The sequence below is a fragment of the Microbacterium sp. 05N427 genome (genome assembly GCF_056397105.1).
This window is the reverse complement of record NZ_JBFTMT010000015.1, coordinates 50,377-67,801: the sequence shown is the minus strand read 5'-3', so window position 1 is coordinate 67,801 and position 17,425 is coordinate 50,377. Positions and strand designations below refer to the sequence as shown.

Below are 17,425 nucleotides of genomic sequence, written 5' to 3'. Positions count from 1 at the left end.
GTCAGAACACCGGCAGGTCGAGACGCTGCTTGAAGACCGAGTACCCGTCGTCGACGCTGACCACCGTGCCGTTGATCGCGTTCGCGGCATCGGAGGCGAGGAACGCGACGACCTCGGCGATCTCCTCGGGAGCGGTGAGCCGGTTGCGCAGCTGTTCCGCGGCGAAGGTCGACTTCAGCTCCTCGCTGAACTGGTTGATGATCGGCGTGCCGACGCGCCCCGGCGTGATCGCGACGGCCCGCACTCCGTACTCCGCGAGCTCGTAGGCGGCGGAGCGGGTGAATGAGATGACCGCGGCCTTGGCGGCGCTGTAGCTGAACGAGAGCTCGGCGGCCTGCTCGCCGTAGATCGAGGAGGTGCTCACGATCACGCCCCCCGTGCCCTGCCGGCGGAACTGCCTCCCCGCGGCGAGGATGCCGTAGTAGACCCCGTTCTGGTCGATGCGGATGATCGGCTCGTAGTCCTTCTCGGGCTCGTGGTCGAGGAGGGGCCTGCCGCCGGCGATCCCCGCGTTGTTGAAGATCACGTCGAGCCGGCCGAAGACCTCGACCGCGCGCGCGACGGCCGCCTCGACCTGGGCATATACCGACACGTCGACCGCAACGGCGGCGACGGCGCCTTCGAACCCCTCGCCGGCGATCGCGGCGACGGCCGCCTCCGCTTGCCGCAGATCGATGTCCGCGATCATCACCTTCGCCCCCTCGCGCACGAAGGTGCGCACGGTGGCCAGGCCGATCCCGCTCGCACCGCCCGTGATCAGGGCTGTCTTGCCTTCCAGACGCATCGCGTCCCGCCTTCCTTGCTCGGCGCGCATGGCGCTCTCGGTTTCGAGCCGTCCCCGCGGACGGCGGGCGGGAGCGGCGTCGTGCCGCCCCCGCCCAGGGCATCAGCCCAGCTTGTCCGACGGGGTCACCGTCGCAGCGTTCTCCTTCGTCACCAGCGTCACGCCCACCGCCTCGAAGTTCTTCGAGGGCAGCGTGCGATCCTTCTGGTACGCCTGCACCTGCGTCATGACCGAGTCGAGGATGGACGGCCACGGCTGCTCGATCGTGGCCTGCATGTTGCCRCCGGCCTCGATCACCGACAGCGTCTCGCTGAGGGCGTCGACGCCCGAGACCTTCGCGGTCGAGCCCGCCTCCTTCAGCGCCTGCGACGCGCCGAGTGCCGCGTCGTCCCAGCCGACCCAGACGGCGTCGAGCCCGTTCGGGTGCGCGGACAGGTAGTCGGCCACGAGGCTGAGTGCCTCCGTGCGCCCGGTGGCGGGATTGGTCACCTTCTGGATCGCGCCGCCCGCGATCGTCGCGCCCGCGGCCGTCAACGCCTTCTCGGCCAGGCCGGAGCGCAATCGGATCCCGGGGTGCGGATCATGGCCGATGACCATGACGGTCTTGCCCTTGAGGCCGGACACCGCGGCGTCGAGCGAGCCGACGGTCTTATCGACGATCTGCTGCTGGTCGGTCGTGATGTTCAGCGCGAACGCGTCGTTCGCCGCGGTCGCGGAGTCCATCGCGAAGATCGGGATCTCCGCATCCTTGGCCGCCGTCACGATGGATCCGATCGACTCGACGTCGGTGTAGCCGTCGAGAATGACATCGGCGCCCTGGCCGATCGCGCTCTCGACGGCGGGGTTCATCTTCTGGAAGTCGAAGTCGCCCTGGATCATCGTAAGGTCCCAGCCGAGCTCCTTCGCCCGTGCCGTGACGGCCTTGACCCACCACGCGCCGACCGGGGTCTGGTTGCCGGAGGTGAAGGCGATGACCTTGAACGGCTTCCCGTCGGCGCCGCCCGTGCTGCCGGCGCTGCTCTGACCGCTGCATCCGCTCAGCACGAGCATCGCCGCCGCCGCGAGGGCCGCCGCTGCTGTGATTTTCCTACGCACGTGACTACTCCTTTGCGTGTGGTGCATGGGGTGGAAGCTGCGGCGATGGCACCGCCGCAGCGAGGGAGGGCTATCGCTACCTCTCCCGCGTCTTGAGGGAAGAGAGCGTCACGGCCGCGATGATGATGAGGCCGGTGACGACCTGCTGGACGTAGGCGTTGACGCCGAGGATGTTCAGGCCGTTGCTCATCACGCCGATGATCGCGACGCCGATCATCGTGCCGCCGAGGTTCGCGGCACCCGAGCGGAGCACGGTCATGCCGAGGAAGACGGCCGCGACCGAGAACATCATGTTGTTCCCGCCCTGTTCGGCGCTCGCGCTGCCCAGCCGCGCGGCGAGCAGGATACCGCCGATCGCCGAGACGAGCCCCGCCATGGTGAAGGCGAGCAGGCGCGCGAAGCGCACGTTCACGCCGGAGAGCCGCGCCACCTCGACGTTGCCGCCGATCGCATGCCAGCGCCGGCCGACCGTCGTGAATCGCAGGGCGCACCAGATCACCAGAGCGATGACGATCGCGGAGTACACGGGCAGCGGGATGTTCAGGAACCTCCCCTGTCCGAGCGTGTTGAAGGCGGCCGGCATCCCGAACAGGGTCGTCCCCGCGGTGACCAGATACGCGAGCCCGATGACGGACGTCATGGTCGCGAGGGTGGCCACGAAGGCCGACAGGTTCAGATAGGCGATGAGGACGCCGTTCATGAGCCCCACGAGCAGGCCCACCGCGAGTCCCGCCGCGATCGCCACCGGGATCGGGCTGTGTCCGAGCATCAGGGTCGCGGAGACCGATCCGGCCAAGCTCGACGTCGCGCCGACCGAGAGGTCGAAGTCGCCGACGACCATGACGATGGTCTGCGCCGCCGCGATGATCGCGAGGATCGAGACCTGGTACAGGATGTTGCGCACGTTCACGAAGGAGAGGAAGGTGTCAGGGCGCATCGCGAAGAAGAACACGAGCAGTAGGATCAGGGCCACGACGGTGCCGGCCTGCAGCAGCACTCGGCCCACGGTGCGGGAGTGGGTGACGACGACGGCGGCCGTCGTCGCCTCTYGGGAGGAGGTCATGTCAGTCGGCCCTTCCATAGGCATAGGACAGGAGCAGTTCGTCGTCGGCGCCCTCGGCGGGAACGTCCCCCGCGATGGTGCCCTCGTGCATGATGAGGATCCGGTCGCTCATCCCGATGAGCTCCGGCAGTTCGGAGCTCACCGCGACGACCGCGGTCCCCGTGGCCGCGAGCTCGCGGATCAGCCGGTAGATCTCGGCCTTGGTGCCGACGTCGATCCCCCGCGTCGGCTCGTCCATGAGCAGCACCCTCGGCCGACGCGCGAGCATCTTGGCGAGCACGACCTTCTTCGCGAGCGCGATGTTGTCCTGGATCGAGGCCCCGAGGATCACGCCCTGGCTGCGCCGCTCCTCCGGCACCAGCGCGATGCCCGCCTCCAGCATGCGTCCGACGCGCGACACGGTCGCCGCGCCGGTTCCGCCGATCGTGATGCTTCCCGCGCGATGCGGCTGGGCGCCGGCGAGCAGCCGCAGCAGCTCGCTGCGTCCGGACCCCGCGAGCCCGCCGATGCCGAGCACCTCTCCCTCGTGCACCGAGAACGAGACGTCCTTGACCCGCCGCCCGTGCAGCCCCTCGACGCGCAGCGCCACGTTCGCGGTCGCCGTGCCGCGCGGCGGGAAGAGCTCTCCGGCCTCCCGGCCGACCATGGTCGAGATCACCTCGTCGATCGACGAGTCGGCGACCTCCTTCGTCAGCACGGTCTTCCCGTTGCGCATGACCGTCAGGCGGTCGCACAGCTCGAAGACCTCCTCGAGCCGGTGCGAGACGTAGACGATCGCGACGCCCTCCTCGCGGAGCGAGCGCAGCACCCGGAACAGGTCGCGGATCTCGGTGTCGGTCAGCGACGCGGTCGGCTCATCGAGGATCAGCACCCGGGCCTCTGCGGCCAGCGCCCTGGCCACCGAGACCATCGTCTGCTGGACCGGGGTCAGATCGGCCCCGAGCCGCCCGACGGGGATCCTCTGATTCAGCCGCTCGAGCAGGTCCTTGGCGCGGCGGCGCATGGTGGCCCACCGCACGAAGCCGCCGCGGCTCGGGGTGTGCTCCCCGAGCAGGATGTTCTCGGCCACGTCGATCGTCGGGATTGTGGAGAGCTCCTGGTACAGCGCGACGACTCCGGCGCGGCCGGCAGCGCGGACGCTGGCGAACTCGACGTCGACTCCGTCCCGGCGGATCTCCCCCGCATCGGGGGCGTGGATGCCGGTCAGCACCTTGATGAGCGTCGATTTCCCCGCGCCGTTCTCACCCAGGAGCGCGTGGATCTCGCCGGACCGCACCGAAAGCCGCGCCCCTTCGAGAGCGTGCACGCCATCGAAGCGCTTGACGATGTCCACGGCCTCGAGCGCCGCGACGGGCTGATCCGTCATGACATCACGTCCTCGAGATCATTGCAGCGGATGAGGACCTTGGCGTGCTCGCCCGCGACGTGCGCGGCGAACGCCGCGGCGGCCTCGTCGAGCGGGAACACCGCGGAGGTGAGCTCGTCGACGTCGAGGTGCGGCAGGATCTGCAGCGCCCGCGGGAACGCGTACGGTGAGACGAAGACGCCGGTCAGCGTGAGCTCCTTGAGGTAGAGGTAGGAGGAGAGCCCGAGGGGCATCTCGAACGTCTCGGGGTACATCGCCCCGTAGACGACGACGCCGCCCTTCGCCGCGAGGTCCAGCAGTCCCCGCACGGCACGGGGCGACCCTGACGCGTCGATCACGACGTCATAGCCGCGCCCCGCGGTGATCTGCGCCGCACGGGCGTCCTGATCCTCCGCGACGGGGTCGATCACATGCTCCGCGCCGTGGCGGAGGGCCATCTCCCGACGGGCGGCGATCGGCTCCACCATCGTGAGCGAGGTCGCTCCGTAGCTCTTCATGACCTGGAGCGCGAGCTGACCGATCGGCCCTCCCCCGCAGATCAGCACCCGATCGCCGACCCTGATCCGGGTCTTGTCCGCGATGCGCACCGCAACCGATGTCGGCTCGAGCAGGCAGCCCTTCCGGAGCGTGACGTCGTCGGGGAGCCGATGCACCTGCGACACGTGCCAGGTGATCGTCTCCGCCATCCCGGGTCGGTTGTAGTCCTGGATGTTCTCGCAGAACTGTTGCCGACCGTCCTGGCAGGGGCGGCAGCTGCCGCAGAACCGGAGGAAGTTCCCCGCGACCCTGTCGCCGACCGCCAGCCCGCTGCGTTGGGCCCGCTCCCCGAGCGCCTCGACGATGCCGGAGATCTCGTGCCCCAGGCCGATCGGCACGTCTGTGCCGAAGAACCCTTCGGCGAGATGCGGATCCGAGCCGCAGATCGCCGCATACGCGACCCGGATCCTCACGTCCTCCGGCCCCAGCGGCTGCTCGGGGAAGTCCACCACCCCGACCCGCCCTCGGGTCGTCTCATCGGGATCCCGCAGGCTCCCTATCCTCGTCACGGCCACCGTCTTCATCCGTCTCTCCGTCGGTCTCGTGGTGCCAGCATCAGGAAGCGCCGAGGACGCCGCGCAGGGCGGCGAACGTGGCGGCGAGTCCGTAGCCGTGCTTGTCGCGCAGCTGCTCGTCCTCGCCGAACCCGGCGTAGACCTGCGGGATGCCGAGCCTCTCGAACGCGGTCAGGTTCAGTCCGCGGTCGGCCACGACGTCGGCGATGCGGCTCGCCAGCCCGCCGTAGGCGAGGTGATCCTCGAGCACGACGAAGCGACCGCCCGTCTCCTCCGCGCAGCGGACGATGAGCTCCTCGTCGATCGGCTTGAGCGTGAACATGTCCACGACCCGGACCGACCGCCCGTCCTCCGCGAGCACGTCCGCCGCCTGCAGCGCCTGCGCGACCGTGGTGCCGTGCGTGAAGATCGTCGCGTCCGCGCCGTCCCGGGCGACGATCCCCTTCCCGATCCGCACCTCGTGCGCGCCAGGCTCGTAGAGGACCATGTCCTTCTTGCCGACCGCGAGTCGGATGTAGATCGGGCCCGGCATCGTCATCGACTGACGGAGGATCTCGCCGACCATGAGCGGGTCGCCGATCGAGGTGACGGTCATGTTGGTCAGCGCGCACATCAGCGCGAGGTCCTCCACCGCGTAGTGCGTCGATCCGCCGTTGCCGACCAGGCCGCCATGCGTGCCGATGATCTTGACCGGCAGGTTCGGATAGCAGACATCGGTGCGCACCTGCTCGAGCGCCCGCATGCTCAGGAACGGCAGCATGCCCGACACGACCGGGATGTTCCCGTCGTACGCGAGTCCCGCCGCGATGCCGACGCTCACCTGCTCGGCGAGGCCCACATCGAGGAACCGCTCCGGGAACCTGTCGCGGAACTCCACGAGAGTGGCGCCGATGTCGGGCGTGATGACCCAGAGGTTCTCGTGCTCCTCGCCGAGCTCGGCGAGGGTCGATCCGATGACCGAGCGTGCGGAGAGCATCTCCCCGAAGGTGAACGTGATGGGCATCAGGCCACCGCCGCCGTGCGAGAGGCCGTGAGCGCGGCCATCGCCCGCTCCAGGTCGACGGCGCCGAGCGAGCCGGCGTGCCAGGCGAGATTGTGCTCCATGAAGTCGACGCCCTTCCCCTTCACCGTCTCGCAGATCACGACCGTCGGCCGATCGCTGCCGGAGTCCGGCAGCGCGTCGATCGCCCGTACCAGCTCGCCCATGTCATGACCGTCGATCTCGACCACGTTCCATCCGAAGGCCCGCCACTTGTCCGGGTACGGCTCGAACAGCACGCGCTCCTCCGCGAAGCTCGTCATCAGCTGACGGTTCCGGTCCACAAACGCCACGAGGTTGCCGAGCCGATTGCTCCTGGCCGCCATCGCGGCCTCCCACACCGAGCCCTCGCCGGTCTCCCCGTCGCCGAGCAGGCAGACGACGCGGTGATCCTCTCCGCGGTGCCGAGCGCCCAGCGCCATCCCGACCGCGAGGGGCAGTCCGTGACCGAGCGATCCCGTGGAGCACTCGACGCCGGGCAGCTGCACCTTGCACGGGTGCATCCCGTACGCGCTGTCGAGCCTGCCGTAGGTCTCGACGATGCCCTCGTAGGAGAAGAACCCGCGGATCGCCATCGCGATGTACATGCATACCGCCGCGTGGCCCTTGCTCAGCACGAACCGATCCCGGCCGGGGTGGGTGATGTCCGCGGGATCGACCCGCAGGCCGTACCCGAACAACGCCGTGAAGATATCGGCGGCGGAGAGATCGCCGCCGATGTGCACGGCGCCCTCGTAGGTGCCGCAGAGCTGCAGGAGCTTCGACCGCAGCTCGAAAGCCAGATCCTCCAGCTCCTCGACGCTGTGCTCGCCGCGCTGGGGCAACGCACGATCGCTCATCATGTCCTCCTCGTCGATGACATCCGGCGCCCGTCGACAATGACGAGCCGGGCCGTGGCTATGAACGTAGCATCATTTCGTTTACATGTAAACAAGAATGGTTCTAAACTCGAAGTGGCCCGGGCAAAAGGCCGCCGGCATCCTGCCGCGGACGCCCGGACCGTCGTCTCGAAACGACGGACACAGAGAGGTGGGCAGTCGCCATGACGGATACGAGAACGATCGACGCCGYAGGAGTGAGCGTACGAACAGGCTTGTTCATCGGCGGTGAGGAGCGCTTCACGGAAGAGGTGCTCCGCGTCGCGGATCCGGGGAAGCCGGACGCGATCGTGGGCGAGGCCGCGTCGGCGTCGCCCACGGACGTCGCCGACGCGGTCGCGGCGGCGAACGCCGCGTTCCCGGGCTGGGCGGCGCTTTCGGCGCCTGAGCGGGCCGCGCAGATGGCTGTGGCGATCACCGGCATCGCGGAGGATCGCGACGAGGACGCCGCGATCCTGTCGCAGGAGAACGGGAAGATCCGGTTCGAAGCGTGGGTGGACGCCCTCGTGTTCGAGATCCGGTGGAACCTCGCACTCATGCTCGCGGACGAGGTGGATGCCTCGCACACGCTGCCGGTCATCCCCGGCGCGATTCCCGTCTCCACCGACGTCAGTTACCAGCCGCTCGGGGTGGTGACCGTGATCGTCCCGTTCAACTGGCCGATCGCGATCCTGGGAGCCTCCCTGCCGCACGCGCTGCTCGCCGGCAACACGGCGATCGTGAAGGTCCCCCCGACCACGCCGCTGGCGATCGCGCGGCTCGTACAGCGCGTCGCGGAGAAGCTTCCACCAGGGGTGCTCAACGTCATCAGCGGCCGGGACGAGAACATGGCGGGCCTGATCCAGAACCCGGACGTCGCGAAGGTCTGCTTCACCGGCAGCGTGAACGGAGGGAAGCGGATCATGCAGATGGCCTCGCAGAGCCTCACCCGGGTCACGCTTGAGCTCGGCGGCAACGATGCGGCGGTCTTCCTCGAGGACGCGATCCTCGACGATGCGCATCTGGACCGCCTCTACGCGGCGATCTTCGACACCACGGGACAGATCTGCATGAACGCCAAGCGCGTCTTCGTGCACCGCTCCCGGCGCGATGAGCTTGTCGCGGGACTGGCCGCTCGCCTGGAGCACGCCGTGATCGGCTACGGGCTGGACGAGGGCACCACGATGGGGCCACTGCACTCCCCCGCCCAGCGCGCGTTCGTCGCGGAGCTCATCCAGGAGGCCAAGGACGCCGGCGCCGACGTCCGCGAGTACGGGCGGCTTCCCGGCGGGGAGCTCGAGGGCGGGAACTTCCTGCGCCCCGCGCTGGTCATCGACCCCGATCCCGGGCTGCGCGTGGTCACCCAGGAGCAGTTCGGACCGGTGATCCCGATCATCGCGTTCGACGACGAGCACGAGGCCGTGCGCGCGGCCAACGACACCTGGGGCGGACTCTGCGGTTCGGTCTGGACCGCCTCGCCCTCCTCCGGTGCGCGGGTCGGATCCCAGCTGGTCTGCGGCTACGTCTGGATCAACGACCACGGCGCGACCCGGCTCGATCTGCGCGCTCCCTTCGGCGGCATGAAGCAGTCCGGCATCGGGCGCGAGCAGGGCATCGAGGGCGTCAGGGCGTTCCAGGACACCCGCGCGATCGCCACGATCGACGCGGCGGCGCTCGCCGCCATGGCGCACTAGCGAAGACAGGGGCCCTGGCGTGCGCTCACGCCAGGGCCCCTGTCTTCTGGAACACTCATCACTTGAGGGGGCTCTGTGAGCTCCCGCACGCAGGAGGAACAGCATGCCCGCACAGGATGACGCCCGCCCCGGCGCCGCACCATCGTCCGAGGTCGTGCGCGACCCCTTGTACGACGTGGTCGACCCCGAGTCCTTCACCCCACGTCTGCTCGCCCTGCTCTCCAATGCCCTGGTCTGGCGCGAGTCGCAGGAACTGCGCCGCGAGTTCGGTCTCGGCACGAACGAGTGGCGCGTGCTGTCGGCGCTCGCGACGCGACCCGGATCCTCTGCGAGCGAGGTGTCGGAGTTCCTGGGCGTCAACAAGGCGATCGTCTCGAAGAGCGTGAACACCCTCGCAGAGCGGCGGCTCATCGCACTCTTCGACGGCCCGCGCGGATCGCGCCCGATGCACCTGACCCCGTCCGGAGCCCAGCTGCACCACGAGATGCGCCCCATCTCGATGCGCGGCCAGGAGGTCATTCTCGCCGGGATGACCGAGGCCGAGATCGCCCAATTCAACACCGCCCTGCTGCGCATGCTGAGCCTCATCCGCACCGCCGACTGACCCACCCGCCCACTGCCCCCACTTCCGAGTCGTCCCCACCAGCGGTGCCCACAGCGTCCGCTGACAGGGACGCCGCGGAAGTGGATTCGAGTCGTCCCCGCCAGCGGCGCCTATAGCGTGCGCTGACGGGGACGACGCGGCACTGCGCTGAGCCATGTTCTCAATTTACCTCTTGCCATTACCTATTGCCATAGGTATTCTGACCGCAGGCCCCGTTCATCGTCGAACGGAGCCGGACAGCTCCGCTCGCGATGCCGCGCGCGGACCCGCCGAAAGGATGCCGATCCGTGTCACGCACCACACCCGTCGCGAACCCGATCGCGGCGCGCGCACTCGTCGACGACTTCTCGCTCGAGATGACCGGGAAGGACGTCCCCGGCCTCCAGGAGGCGCGCCACACGATCCCCGCAGGAACCAAGATCAACGTCACGTTCCTCGGCAATGAGGATCTCGAGATGCGCGTGGCCGCCGCGAAGGCGGTCCGCGATCTGGGGTTCGTGCCGGTCCCGCACATCTCGGCACGCCGGCTGCGGTCCCGCGCGCAGCTCGAGGAATTCCTCGGTCGGTTGCAGGAGGTGGGCGCCACGGACCACGTGTTCGTCGTCGGCGGGGATCCCGCCACGCCGGACGGACCCTACGCCTCGGCCTTCGACGTCATCTACACCGGCCTTCTGCTCGACTACGGCGTCCGCGAGGTCTCGATCGCCGGCTATCCCGAGGGACACCCCGACATCGGCGATGACGAGCTGTGGCGCCACCTCGAGAGCAAGTCGGCGGTGCTCGCGGAGCAGGGACTGGACGCCGTGATCCTCAGCCAGTTCGCCTTCGACACGGAGCCGGTGCTGGCCTGGATCGACCAGGTCCGCGCACGCGGGATCGCCTCCGAGATCCGGGTGGGAACGCCGGGACCGGCCGGTGTCAAGCGGCTCCTCGGGTTCGCCCGCCGATTCGGGATCGGGGCGAACGCGATGATCGTGAAGAAGTACGGCTTCTCCCTCACGAACCTGATGGGGACGGCGGGGCCGGATGCGTTCGTCTCCGACCTGTCAGCGCTGCTCGCAGCCGACGCCGAGACCGGCGCCGTGAAGCTGCACTTCTACACGTTCGGCGGCCTGCTCGCCACGTCGGCCTGGGCGCGCGACTTCGTCGCCGCCCGCCCCTGAGGAGGTCGCGATGACCATCCATGTCGAGCGGCTGCGGGATGACGCCTGCCTGATCGTGCACGGCCCGGACCAACCGGGGATCGTCTCGGCGGTCAGCGCCCTGATCACCCGCAACCGGGGCAACATCGTCTCCCTCGATCAGTACACGGACGACCCCCAGGGCGGGGGCTTCTTCCAGCGCGTCGTCTTCCACCGCGAGGACCTGACCGCAGCGGTGCCCGACATCGAGGCCGACCTCGCCACCACGCTCGGACCGCTCGGCCTGTCCTGGCGCCTCACCGACCGGTCCGTGCCGAAGCGGATGGCCGTGCTCGCCTCCACGAGCGACCACTGCCTGCTCGAACTCCTCTGGCGGCACAGGCGCGGTGAGCTGCCGGTGACCATCCCGATGGTGATCAGCAACCACACGAACGTCGCTGAGGACGTCCGCTCCTTCGGCATCCCGTTCTTCCACGTGCCCTCGCAGGGACCGGACAAGTCCGCGGCCGAGGCCAGGATCCTGGAGCTCGTGAAGGGAAACGTCGACTTCCTCGTGCTGGCCCGGTACATGCAGATCATCTCCGAGGACTTCCTGGACGAGGTCGACGTGCCGGTCATCAACATCCACCACTCCTTCCTTCCGGCCTTCATCGGCGCAGCCCCCTACCGCAAGGCAAAGGAGCGCGGCGTCAAGCTCATCGGCGCGACCAGCCACTACGTCACCAAGGTGCTCGACGAGGGCCCGATCATCGAGCAGGACGTCGCCCGCGTCGACCACTCGATGAGCGCGGCCGGCCTGCAGGCCCGCGGCGCGTACGTCGAGCGCGCCGTGCTCTCCCGCGCGGTGCAGTGGCACGCCGAGGACCGGGTGATCCGCAACGGCAACCAGACCGTCGTCTTCACCGACCGCCCCTGACCCCGACCACAACGAAAGAACAAGAGAGGGCTTCCATGGCCGACAACCTTCAGCAGCTGATCGACGCGACAAATCCCGTCGAACTGCTGCGCAACTCTCAGATCGGGTCGTACATCTACCCGGTCGTGCCCGCCGACTTCAGCAGTTGGATCAAGGAGCAGCGGGCCTGGCGCGACACCGCGGTGCTTTACGACCAGTCCCACCACATGGACAACGTGTTCCTGAAGGGCTCGGACGCGATCCGCCTGATCAGTGACACCGCGATCAACTCGGTTGCGAACTTCCCGGTCGATCGTGCGAAGCAGTACGTGCCGACCACCGCGTCGGGGCACGTCATCGGCGACGGCATCCTGTTCCGCGAGGCTGAGGACGAATACGTCTATGTCGGCCGGGCCCCGGCCTCGAACTGGCTGATGTATCACGGCGAGACCGGCGGATACGGGAACCTCGAGGTGACCGTCGACCGACGTTCGCCGTCCCGCCCCTATGGGCATGCGGTGTCGCGCCGCTACTACCGCTTCCAGATCCAGGGGCCCAAGGCCTGGCAGGTCATCGAGAAGCTCAACGGCGGCCCGCTCGAGGAACTCCGGTTCTTCAGCATGTCCACGATGGCGATCGACGGTGCGCAGGTGCGCACGCTGCGCCACGGCATGGCCGGCGCGCCGGGCCTCGAGGTCTGGGGCCCGTACGAGGACCACGACCGTGTCCGTGACGCGATCGTCGCCGCCGACGCCGAGTTCGGGCTGCTGCCGGTCGGATCCCGGGCGTACCCGTCCAACACGCTGGAGTCGGGCTGGATCCCCTCGCCGCTCCCCGCCATCTACACCGGCGAGGCCGAGCGCGGCTACCGCGAGTGGCTCGGCGCAGACAGCTACGAGGCCACCGGAACGCTCGCCGGTTCGTTCGTGTCGGGAGACATCGAGGACTATTACCTCACGCCGTGGGAGCTCGGCTACGGATCCTTCGTGAAGTTCGACCACGACTTCATCGGCCGCGACGCGCTCGAGAAGGTCGACCCCGCGACGCAGCGCCGCAAGGTCACCCTGGCCTGGGACGCCGAGGACATGACGAAGATCTTCGGCTCGCTGTTCGACGTGGACGGCCCCAGCTACAAATTCTTCGACCTGCCGCTCGCGAACTACGGGTCGGCGAACTACGACTCGGTCGTCGACGCGGACGGCAACGTCGTCGGATTCTCCATGTTCACCGGCTACAGCGCGAACGAGCGCCGCGCGCTCTCGCTCGCGACCGTCRCCCCCGATGTCCCCGAGGGCGCGGAACTCCGCGTGCTGTGGGGCGAGGGGCCGAACACCGCGAAGGCGACCGTCGAGCCGCACGAGCAGCTGGCGGTCCGCGCGGTCGTCAGCCCGACGCCGTATTCCTCGGTCGCCCGGCAGACCTACCAGGGCGGGTGGCGCACCGGCTACCAGAACTGAATCCCGTCATCCCGGCAGTAGGCTCGACGCGGGAGGAACCGCATGAGTCTGCGCTACGCAATCCTGGCGATCCTGCGCGTCGGGCCGCTGTCGGGATATGACCTGCAGAAGCAGTTCTCGCAGTCCGTGGGCCACGTATGGCACGCCCCCGACTCGCAGATCTACCCGGAGCTGCGCAAGATGGAAGCCGCGGGGCTCATCGAGGGCGAGGAGCAGGCCCGCGGCCAGCGCGGCACCCGGCGGATGTACACCGTGACCCCCGCCGGCGACGCCGACTACCTCGCGTGGATGCAGACGCCCCTGGACTACCAGCGCGTGCGGGATCCCGCGCACCTGCGCGCCGCCTACCTGGAGAACACCACCCCGGAGGCGGCGCGCGACTTCCTGCGCCGGCACATCGCGCAGTGGGAGGGCGAGCTGGAGCAGTGGGAGGGCGAGCTCACCCACATCGAGAACCTGAGCAACCCGATGCTGACGCGCCGGCTGAACGTCACGCCGGACAGTGAGCGCGAGCGCACGATCGCCTACAAGAGGTTCGCCTACGAGGGCCTGGTCGAGCGGGCACGGCTCGAGATCGCCTGGGCCAGGAGCGGCCTCGACCTCGTGGACCGCCTCGGCGACTAGGCCGGGAGCGCGGCCTCACCGGGATCCGGCGAGCGCCTCGCGGTCGATCTCCTCCTGGTTCTCCACGAACGGCGTGCCGTGCGTGTGGAACGTGGCGACCGTCTTCATGCCCCAGGCCTGCCCCTTGGCGCGCTCGGCCTGGCTCCACTCGACGACCGGCCAGTCCGGATCCAGAAGGAGCCTGGCCTGCGCATTCGCGAACTCGATGCGGTTACCGCCCGGCTCCCAGACGTAGAGGAAGAAGGTCTGGTTGATCGCGTGCTTGTAGGGCCCGTACTCGATGTGGATCCCGTTCTCGAGACAGATGTCCGCGGCCTTCAGGATGTCCTCACGGGAGTCCGGCGCGAACGCGAAGTGATGGAAGCGGCCGCGGCTGCCGGTCCAGTCCGCGGAGTAGACCACGTCGTAGGACTTCTGATGGAACCGGAACCACCGCGCGGCGTAGCGGCCGTCGTCCTGACGCACCCGCTCGGACTCCCGCGCGCGCATGACATCCGCCCAGAACTCCCCGGCGGCGGTCACGTCGCTCGCGAGGTAGTTGATGTGGTCCATGCGGCGCGTGTTGATGCCGCGCCCCGGGTACGCGGAGGCCTGGTTCTTCAGCGCGGGCCGGTCCTCRTCGTCCGGGACGTAGAGGTCGGTCTCGTAGTGCAGCGCCATGAGGTGCCCGTCCGGATCCTCGAACTCGTAGGACGGTCCGACGCCGATCTCGGGATCGCGCCAGCCGTGCCCGAGACCGGTCGCCTCGATCGCGGCCACGCGGCGCGCGAGCGCCTCCTGGCTGGTCGTACGGAAGAGCGTGCGGCCGACCCCGTTGGTGTCGGATGCGGTGAGCTTGAGCGTGTACCGCTGATACTCGTCCCAGCAGCGCAGGTATGCGGAGTCGCCGACCCGGGCGACCTCGCGCATCGCGCAGATGTCGCGGAAGAAGCGCAGGCTCTCCTCGAACTTAGGGGTGTGCAGCTCGATCGCGCCGAGGTGGGCGAGGTCGAAGTTGTCGCTGGTTGCCATGGGATCCGTCCTTGCTCTGGTCGTGTGAGGGGCGACATCAGCGCCGCGGACGCGGGAAGACGATGCCGTCGAAGATCTTGCGTGCGGTGCGCGTCGAACGAGACGACGCCCGCCATTCCCCGTCGTCCCCGCGCGTGACGTCGACGCGGGTGCGGAGCACGCCGGAGGGGTGCTCGATGTCGTGCTCCGGCCCCGCGGGGAGCGGGGCCAGATCGTGTCCGACGGCGCCGGGGATGCTGACGCCGGCGGCGACCGATGCCGCCATCAGGACGCCGATCGACGTGTGAACGCGGAACGGGATGAAGGCTCGCGTGGAGATCGTCCCGCCGTGCCGCGGCGGCGAGAGCAGCACGATCTTGGGCACGGTCTGTTCGGCCACATCGCCCAGGCCGAACAGCGATCCGGCCTCGCGGCGGACCTCCTCCACGACCGCGCACAGCCGGGCGTCGGCCTCGAGCTCGCCCGGATCCTCATCTCCTGTCACGCCGAGCGACGCTGCGACCATGAGCACGACGGGCATGCCGTTGTCGACCAGCGTCACGCGGTGGCCGGCGATCTCCTGCATCGCCAGACCGGTCGAGAGCACGGGCCCCGCGCCGACACCGAGCCGGAGCTCGATCGGTGCCGCGGTGCCCGGCACGCCGTCGATCGCGGCGTCGCCGTCGTAGTCGGGCATCCCCGAGGGGGTAGCGAACGTCGCCGTCGCGACACCGCCCGTGTTGCGCAGCCGGATGCGCGCGGTGGTCATCCCCTCGCCGCCGGCCGCCAGGAGCCCGCGCTCGACGGCGAAGGGCCCCACGGCGGCGAGGAGGTTGCCGCAGGTCTGCGCATCGCCCACCGTGGCACGATCGACGCCGATCTGCAGGAAGAGGTAGTCGAGGTCTGCATCCTGGTCCTCGGAGACGGACACCATCGCCGCCTTGGAGGTCAGCGCGTGTCCGCCCCCGAGACCGTCGATCTGCCGCGGATCCGGGCTGCCCAGGAGCCGGAGCATCAGCTCATCGCGCTCCTCGGGATCGGCCGGGACGTCCGACGCGAGGAAGAACGCCCCCTTCGACGTCCCGCCGCGCATGAGCATGCAGCGGATGCCTCCGGGGTACGCGCCTCCGGCGGCGGCGTCAGCGCGCATCGCCGCTCCGCTGGGCGACGTGCTCGACGCCGAGCCGGTCGAGCACCGCCCGGAGGCCACCGACGTCCATCGAGATCTCGCCCGCCCGGTAGCGCTCCCGCGCCACGGCCTCGCGCTCCGCTCGCCGCCGCGCGGCGTCCAGAGCCTCGGCCGCACGCCGACGCGGCACGATCGTCACGCCGTCGTCGTCGGCGACCACGATGTCGCCCGGCTCGACGACGACGCCGTCCAGCGTGACCGGCACGTTCACCGATCCGGCCGCCTCTTTCACGGTGCCCTGCGCGGTGATGTACGCGGTCCACACCGGGAACCGCATGGCCCGCAGCTCCGCGACGTCACGCACCCCGGCGGACGTCACATAACCGCCTACCCCTCGAGCCTGCATCTGGGTCGCCATGAGCTCCCCGATGAAGCCGTGCAGAGACTCGGACGCCGGGGCCACCACGATGATGTCGCCCTCCCTCGCTTGCTCGATCGCGGCGTGCACCATGAGGTTGTCCCCCGGCGCCGGGAGCACCGTGATCGCGCTGCCGGAGACCACGACGCCCTCCTGGATCGGGCGGATCCGCGCCCCCGCGCAGCCGATCCGGCCGAGCGCCTCGTGCACCGTGGCCGAGCCGAACGCGGCCAGGGCGTCGACGAGTGCGCGCTCGGCGCGGGCGATGTCGGTGATGACGACGGGGCTCATGCCAGCACGTCCGTGACCTGGGGGTAGTAGCGCATGTATGCCTCGGCCATCGTCTGGTGGGCGAGGCCGAGATTGGGCCCTGCATTGCGCTTCAGCTGCACCCCGCGCCGCACGGCGAGATCGGTGTAGTAGGACCACATGTGCTGCTGGGCGGGCAGGCACTCCATCGCCGCCTGCTTGCGCGAGAACGCCGTGGTGATGTCCAGCAGCACGCCGGGCACGAAACCGGATTGCTCGCTCTGATGCGGCTCGAAGAAGAAGACCAACGGGGCGCCGATGACGTCGTCAGCCCTCGGATAGCAGCCATCCGCGTTCGCGACACCGATCGCCTGCGCGAGAACTCTCGCCTCCAGCGCCATCCTCGCCGCCGCCGGATGGTCGCCGTTGTACGGATCGGCGAGCGGATGGGTCAGCAGCACGGTCGGCTGCACGCGCCGGAACGCGTCGACCAGCGCCGCGACCGCCTCCGGCGACTCCCGCAGCGGGTAGTCGCCGAGGTCGAGGAACTCGATCTCGGCGCCGAGCGCGTTCGCCGCCTCCGTCGCCTCCGCCCGCCGGATCGCCTTGATCTCATCGAGCCCCTTGCCTGCAAGCCACTGACTCGCGGACTCCCCTCGCTCGCCGTAGGACAGGCAGATCACAACCGCGCGTTCGCCGCGCATCGTGGCCGCGGCGATGGCGCCTCCGGCCCGCCACACGAAGTCGCCCGCGTGCGCGCTCACCACCACCAGACAGGGCTTGTTCTGCGACATGGGACTCCTCGTGTCCGCGCCGGACAGGGCCGGCCGGCGCCGATCTTCGCCGCGCCGGCCCCCACACAAACACAGCGTCTCCCCCGAGGTCAAGGATTGTCGCCAATCTTGTCGCCAATTATTTCCCTTCTCGATTTACCTATGGACAGAGGGACACGAGTTCCGTAGCATCA

General features: G+C 69.2%; 17 protein-coding genes. 6 read left to right on the top strand and 11 right to left on the bottom strand.

Annotation, left to right across the window (positions count from 1 at the left end):
* Position 1: 1 nt before the first annotated feature.
* From AC1DG4_RS15155 to AC1DG4_RS15125, 7 genes are all read right to left on the bottom strand, one after another.
* Positions 2-784 carry an SDR family NAD(P)-dependent oxidoreductase gene (locus tag AC1DG4_RS15155; protein WP_477378874.1) on the bottom strand — a complete coding sequence of 261 codons (783 nt, stop codon included), beginning with the start codon at positions 782-784 and terminating at the stop codon, positions 2-4.
* A 102-nt stretch (positions 785-886) separates the two neighbouring features.
* Positions 887-1,879, bottom strand: a complete 993-nt coding sequence (locus tag AC1DG4_RS15150) for a sugar ABC transporter substrate-binding protein (protein WP_477378873.1) — start codon at positions 1,877-1,879, stop codon at positions 887-889.
* 76 nt (positions 1,880-1,955) lie between these two features.
* A complete protein-coding gene (locus AC1DG4_RS15145) occupies positions 1,956-2,942 on the bottom strand; it encodes an ABC transporter permease (protein WP_477421320.1) in 987 nt (328 codons plus the stop codon).
* Between the two features lies 1 nt (position 2,943).
* Positions 2,944-4,308 carry a sugar ABC transporter ATP-binding protein gene (locus AC1DG4_RS15140; protein WP_477378869.1) on the bottom strand — a complete coding sequence of 455 codons (1,365 nt, stop codon included), beginning with the start codon at positions 4,306-4,308 and terminating at the stop codon, positions 2,944-2,946.
* Positions 4,305-5,369: a zinc-dependent alcohol dehydrogenase gene (locus AC1DG4_RS15135; RefSeq protein ID WP_477378867.1), complete on the bottom strand. Its 1,065-nt coding sequence runs from the start codon at positions 5,367-5,369 to the stop codon at positions 4,305-4,307. Before AC1DG4_RS15135 ends, AC1DG4_RS15140 begins: the two co-directional genes overlap by 4 nt.
* 31 nt (positions 5,370-5,400) lie before the next feature.
* On the bottom strand, positions 5,401-6,363 hold the full coding sequence (locus AC1DG4_RS15130; protein ID WP_477378865.1) for a transketolase family protein: 963 nt from the start codon (positions 6,361-6,363) through the stop codon (positions 5,401-5,403).
* On the bottom strand, positions 6,363-7,238 hold the full coding sequence (locus AC1DG4_RS15125; protein WP_477378863.1) for a transketolase: 876 nt from the start codon (positions 7,236-7,238) through the stop codon (positions 6,363-6,365). The genes AC1DG4_RS15130 and AC1DG4_RS15125 overlap by 1 nt, the downstream gene beginning before the upstream one ends.
* A 236-nt stretch (positions 7,239-7,474) precedes the next feature.
* Between AC1DG4_RS15125 and AC1DG4_RS15120 the strand changes: the two genes are divergently transcribed.
* The 6 genes from AC1DG4_RS15120 to AC1DG4_RS15095 all read left to right on the top strand — a co-directional run bounded on the left by AC1DG4_RS15120 (position 7,475) and on the right by AC1DG4_RS15095 (position 13,672).
* Entirely contained in the window at positions 7,475-8,950 is a 1,476-nt protein-coding gene (locus tag AC1DG4_RS15120; protein ID WP_477421319.1) for an aldehyde dehydrogenase family protein, read from the top strand.
* Positions 8,951-9,053: 103 nt separating this feature from the next.
* Positions 9,054-9,554, top strand: coding sequence for a MarR family winged helix-turn-helix transcriptional regulator (locus AC1DG4_RS15115; RefSeq protein ID WP_477378860.1), 501 nt, complete (start codon positions 9,054-9,056; stop codon positions 9,552-9,554).
* A gap of 356 nt (positions 9,555-9,910) precedes the next feature.
* Positions 9,911-10,717 carry a methylenetetrahydrofolate reductase gene (locus tag AC1DG4_RS15110; RefSeq protein ID WP_477379330.1) on the top strand — a complete coding sequence of 269 codons (807 nt, stop codon included), beginning with the start codon at positions 9,911-9,913 and terminating at the stop codon, positions 10,715-10,717.
* A gap of 10 nt (positions 10,718-10,727) precedes the next feature.
* Complete coding sequence (gene purU, locus AC1DG4_RS15105; RefSeq protein WP_477378858.1) at positions 10,728-11,612, top strand: formyltetrahydrofolate deformylase; 885 nt, start codon at positions 10,728-10,730, stop codon at positions 11,610-11,612.
* A 35-nt stretch (positions 11,613-11,647) separates the two neighbouring features.
* Positions 11,648-13,048 carry a vanillate/3-O-methylgallate O-demethylase gene (gene ligM / locus AC1DG4_RS15100; RefSeq protein ID WP_477421318.1) on the top strand — a complete coding sequence of 467 codons (1,401 nt, stop codon included), beginning with the start codon at positions 11,648-11,650 and terminating at the stop codon, positions 13,046-13,048.
* 42 nt (positions 13,049-13,090) lie between these two features.
* A complete protein-coding gene (locus tag AC1DG4_RS15095; protein ID WP_477378854.1) occupies positions 13,091-13,672 on the top strand; it encodes a PadR family transcriptional regulator in 582 nt (193 codons plus the stop codon).
* 15 nt (positions 13,673-13,687) lie between these two features.
* Here the strand turns inward: AC1DG4_RS15095 and AC1DG4_RS15090 are convergent, their stop codons facing one another.
* Genes AC1DG4_RS15090 through AC1DG4_RS15075 form a run of 4 tightly spaced genes read right to left on the bottom strand, consistent with a single transcriptional unit; the run spans position 13,688 to position 17,252 of the window.
* On the bottom strand, positions 13,688-14,683 hold the full coding sequence (locus AC1DG4_RS15090; RefSeq protein ID WP_477378853.1) for a VOC family protein: 996 nt from the start codon (positions 14,681-14,683) through the stop codon (positions 13,688-13,690).
* 37 nt (positions 14,684-14,720) lie between these two features.
* Entirely contained in the window at positions 14,721-15,812 is a 1,092-nt protein-coding gene (locus AC1DG4_RS15085; protein WP_477378851.1) for a PrpF domain-containing protein, read from the bottom strand.
* Positions 15,802-16,500, bottom strand: a complete 699-nt coding sequence (locus AC1DG4_RS15080) for a 4-carboxy-4-hydroxy-2-oxoadipate aldolase/oxaloacetate decarboxylase (protein WP_477378849.1) — start codon at positions 16,498-16,500, stop codon at positions 15,802-15,804. Before AC1DG4_RS15080 ends, AC1DG4_RS15085 begins: the two co-directional genes overlap by 11 nt.
* Entirely contained in the window at positions 16,497-17,252 is a 756-nt protein-coding gene (locus AC1DG4_RS15075; protein WP_477378848.1) for a PIG-L deacetylase family protein, read from the bottom strand. Before AC1DG4_RS15075 ends, AC1DG4_RS15080 begins: the two co-directional genes overlap by 4 nt.
* Positions 17,253-17,425: the final 173 nt, after the last annotated feature.

Bases quoted from the DNA above. Each gene is read 5' to 3' on its own strand.
- AC1DG4_RS15155 (WP_477378874.1), bottom strand. From the start codon at position 784: ATGCGTCTGGAAGGCAAGACAGCCCTGATCACGGGCGGTGCGAGCGGG.
- AC1DG4_RS15140 (WP_477378869.1), bottom strand. From the start codon at position 4,308: ATGACGGATCAGCCCGTCGCGGCGCTCGAGGCCGTGGACATCGTCAAG.
- AC1DG4_RS15135 (WP_477378867.1), bottom strand. From the start codon at position 5,369: ATGAAGACGGTGGCCGTGACGAGGATAGGGAGCCTGCGGGATCCCGAT.
- AC1DG4_RS15130 (WP_477378865.1), bottom strand. From the start codon at position 6,363: ATGCCCATCACGTTCACCTTCGGGGAGATGCTCTCCGCACGCTCGGTC.
- AC1DG4_RS15125 (WP_477378863.1), bottom strand. From the start codon at position 7,238: ATGAGCGATCGTGCGTTGCCCCAGCGCGGCGAGCACAGCGTCGAGGAG.
- AC1DG4_RS15115 (WP_477378860.1), top strand. From the start codon at position 9,054: ATGCCCGCACAGGATGACGCCCGCCCCGGCGCCGCACCATCGTCCGAG.
- AC1DG4_RS15110 (WP_477379330.1), top strand. From the start codon at position 9,911: ATGACCGGGAAGGACGTCCCCGGCCTCCAGGAGGCGCGCCACACGATC.
- purU (WP_477378858.1), top strand. From the start codon at position 10,728: ATGACCATCCATGTCGAGCGGCTGCGGGATGACGCCTGCCTGATCGTG.
- AC1DG4_RS15095 (WP_477378854.1), top strand. From the start codon at position 13,091: ATGAGTCTGCGCTACGCAATCCTGGCGATCCTGCGCGTCGGGCCGCTG.
- AC1DG4_RS15085 (WP_477378851.1), bottom strand. From the start codon at position 15,812: ATGCGCGCTGACGCCGCCGCCGGAGGCGCGTACCCCGGAGGCATCCGC.
- AC1DG4_RS15080 (WP_477378849.1), bottom strand. From the start codon at position 16,500: ATGAGCCCCGTCGTCATCACCGACATCGCCCGCGCCGAGCGCGCACTC.
- AC1DG4_RS15075 (WP_477378848.1), bottom strand. From the start codon at position 17,252: ATGTCGCAGAACAAGCCCTGTCTGGTGGTGGTGAGCGCGCACGCGGGC.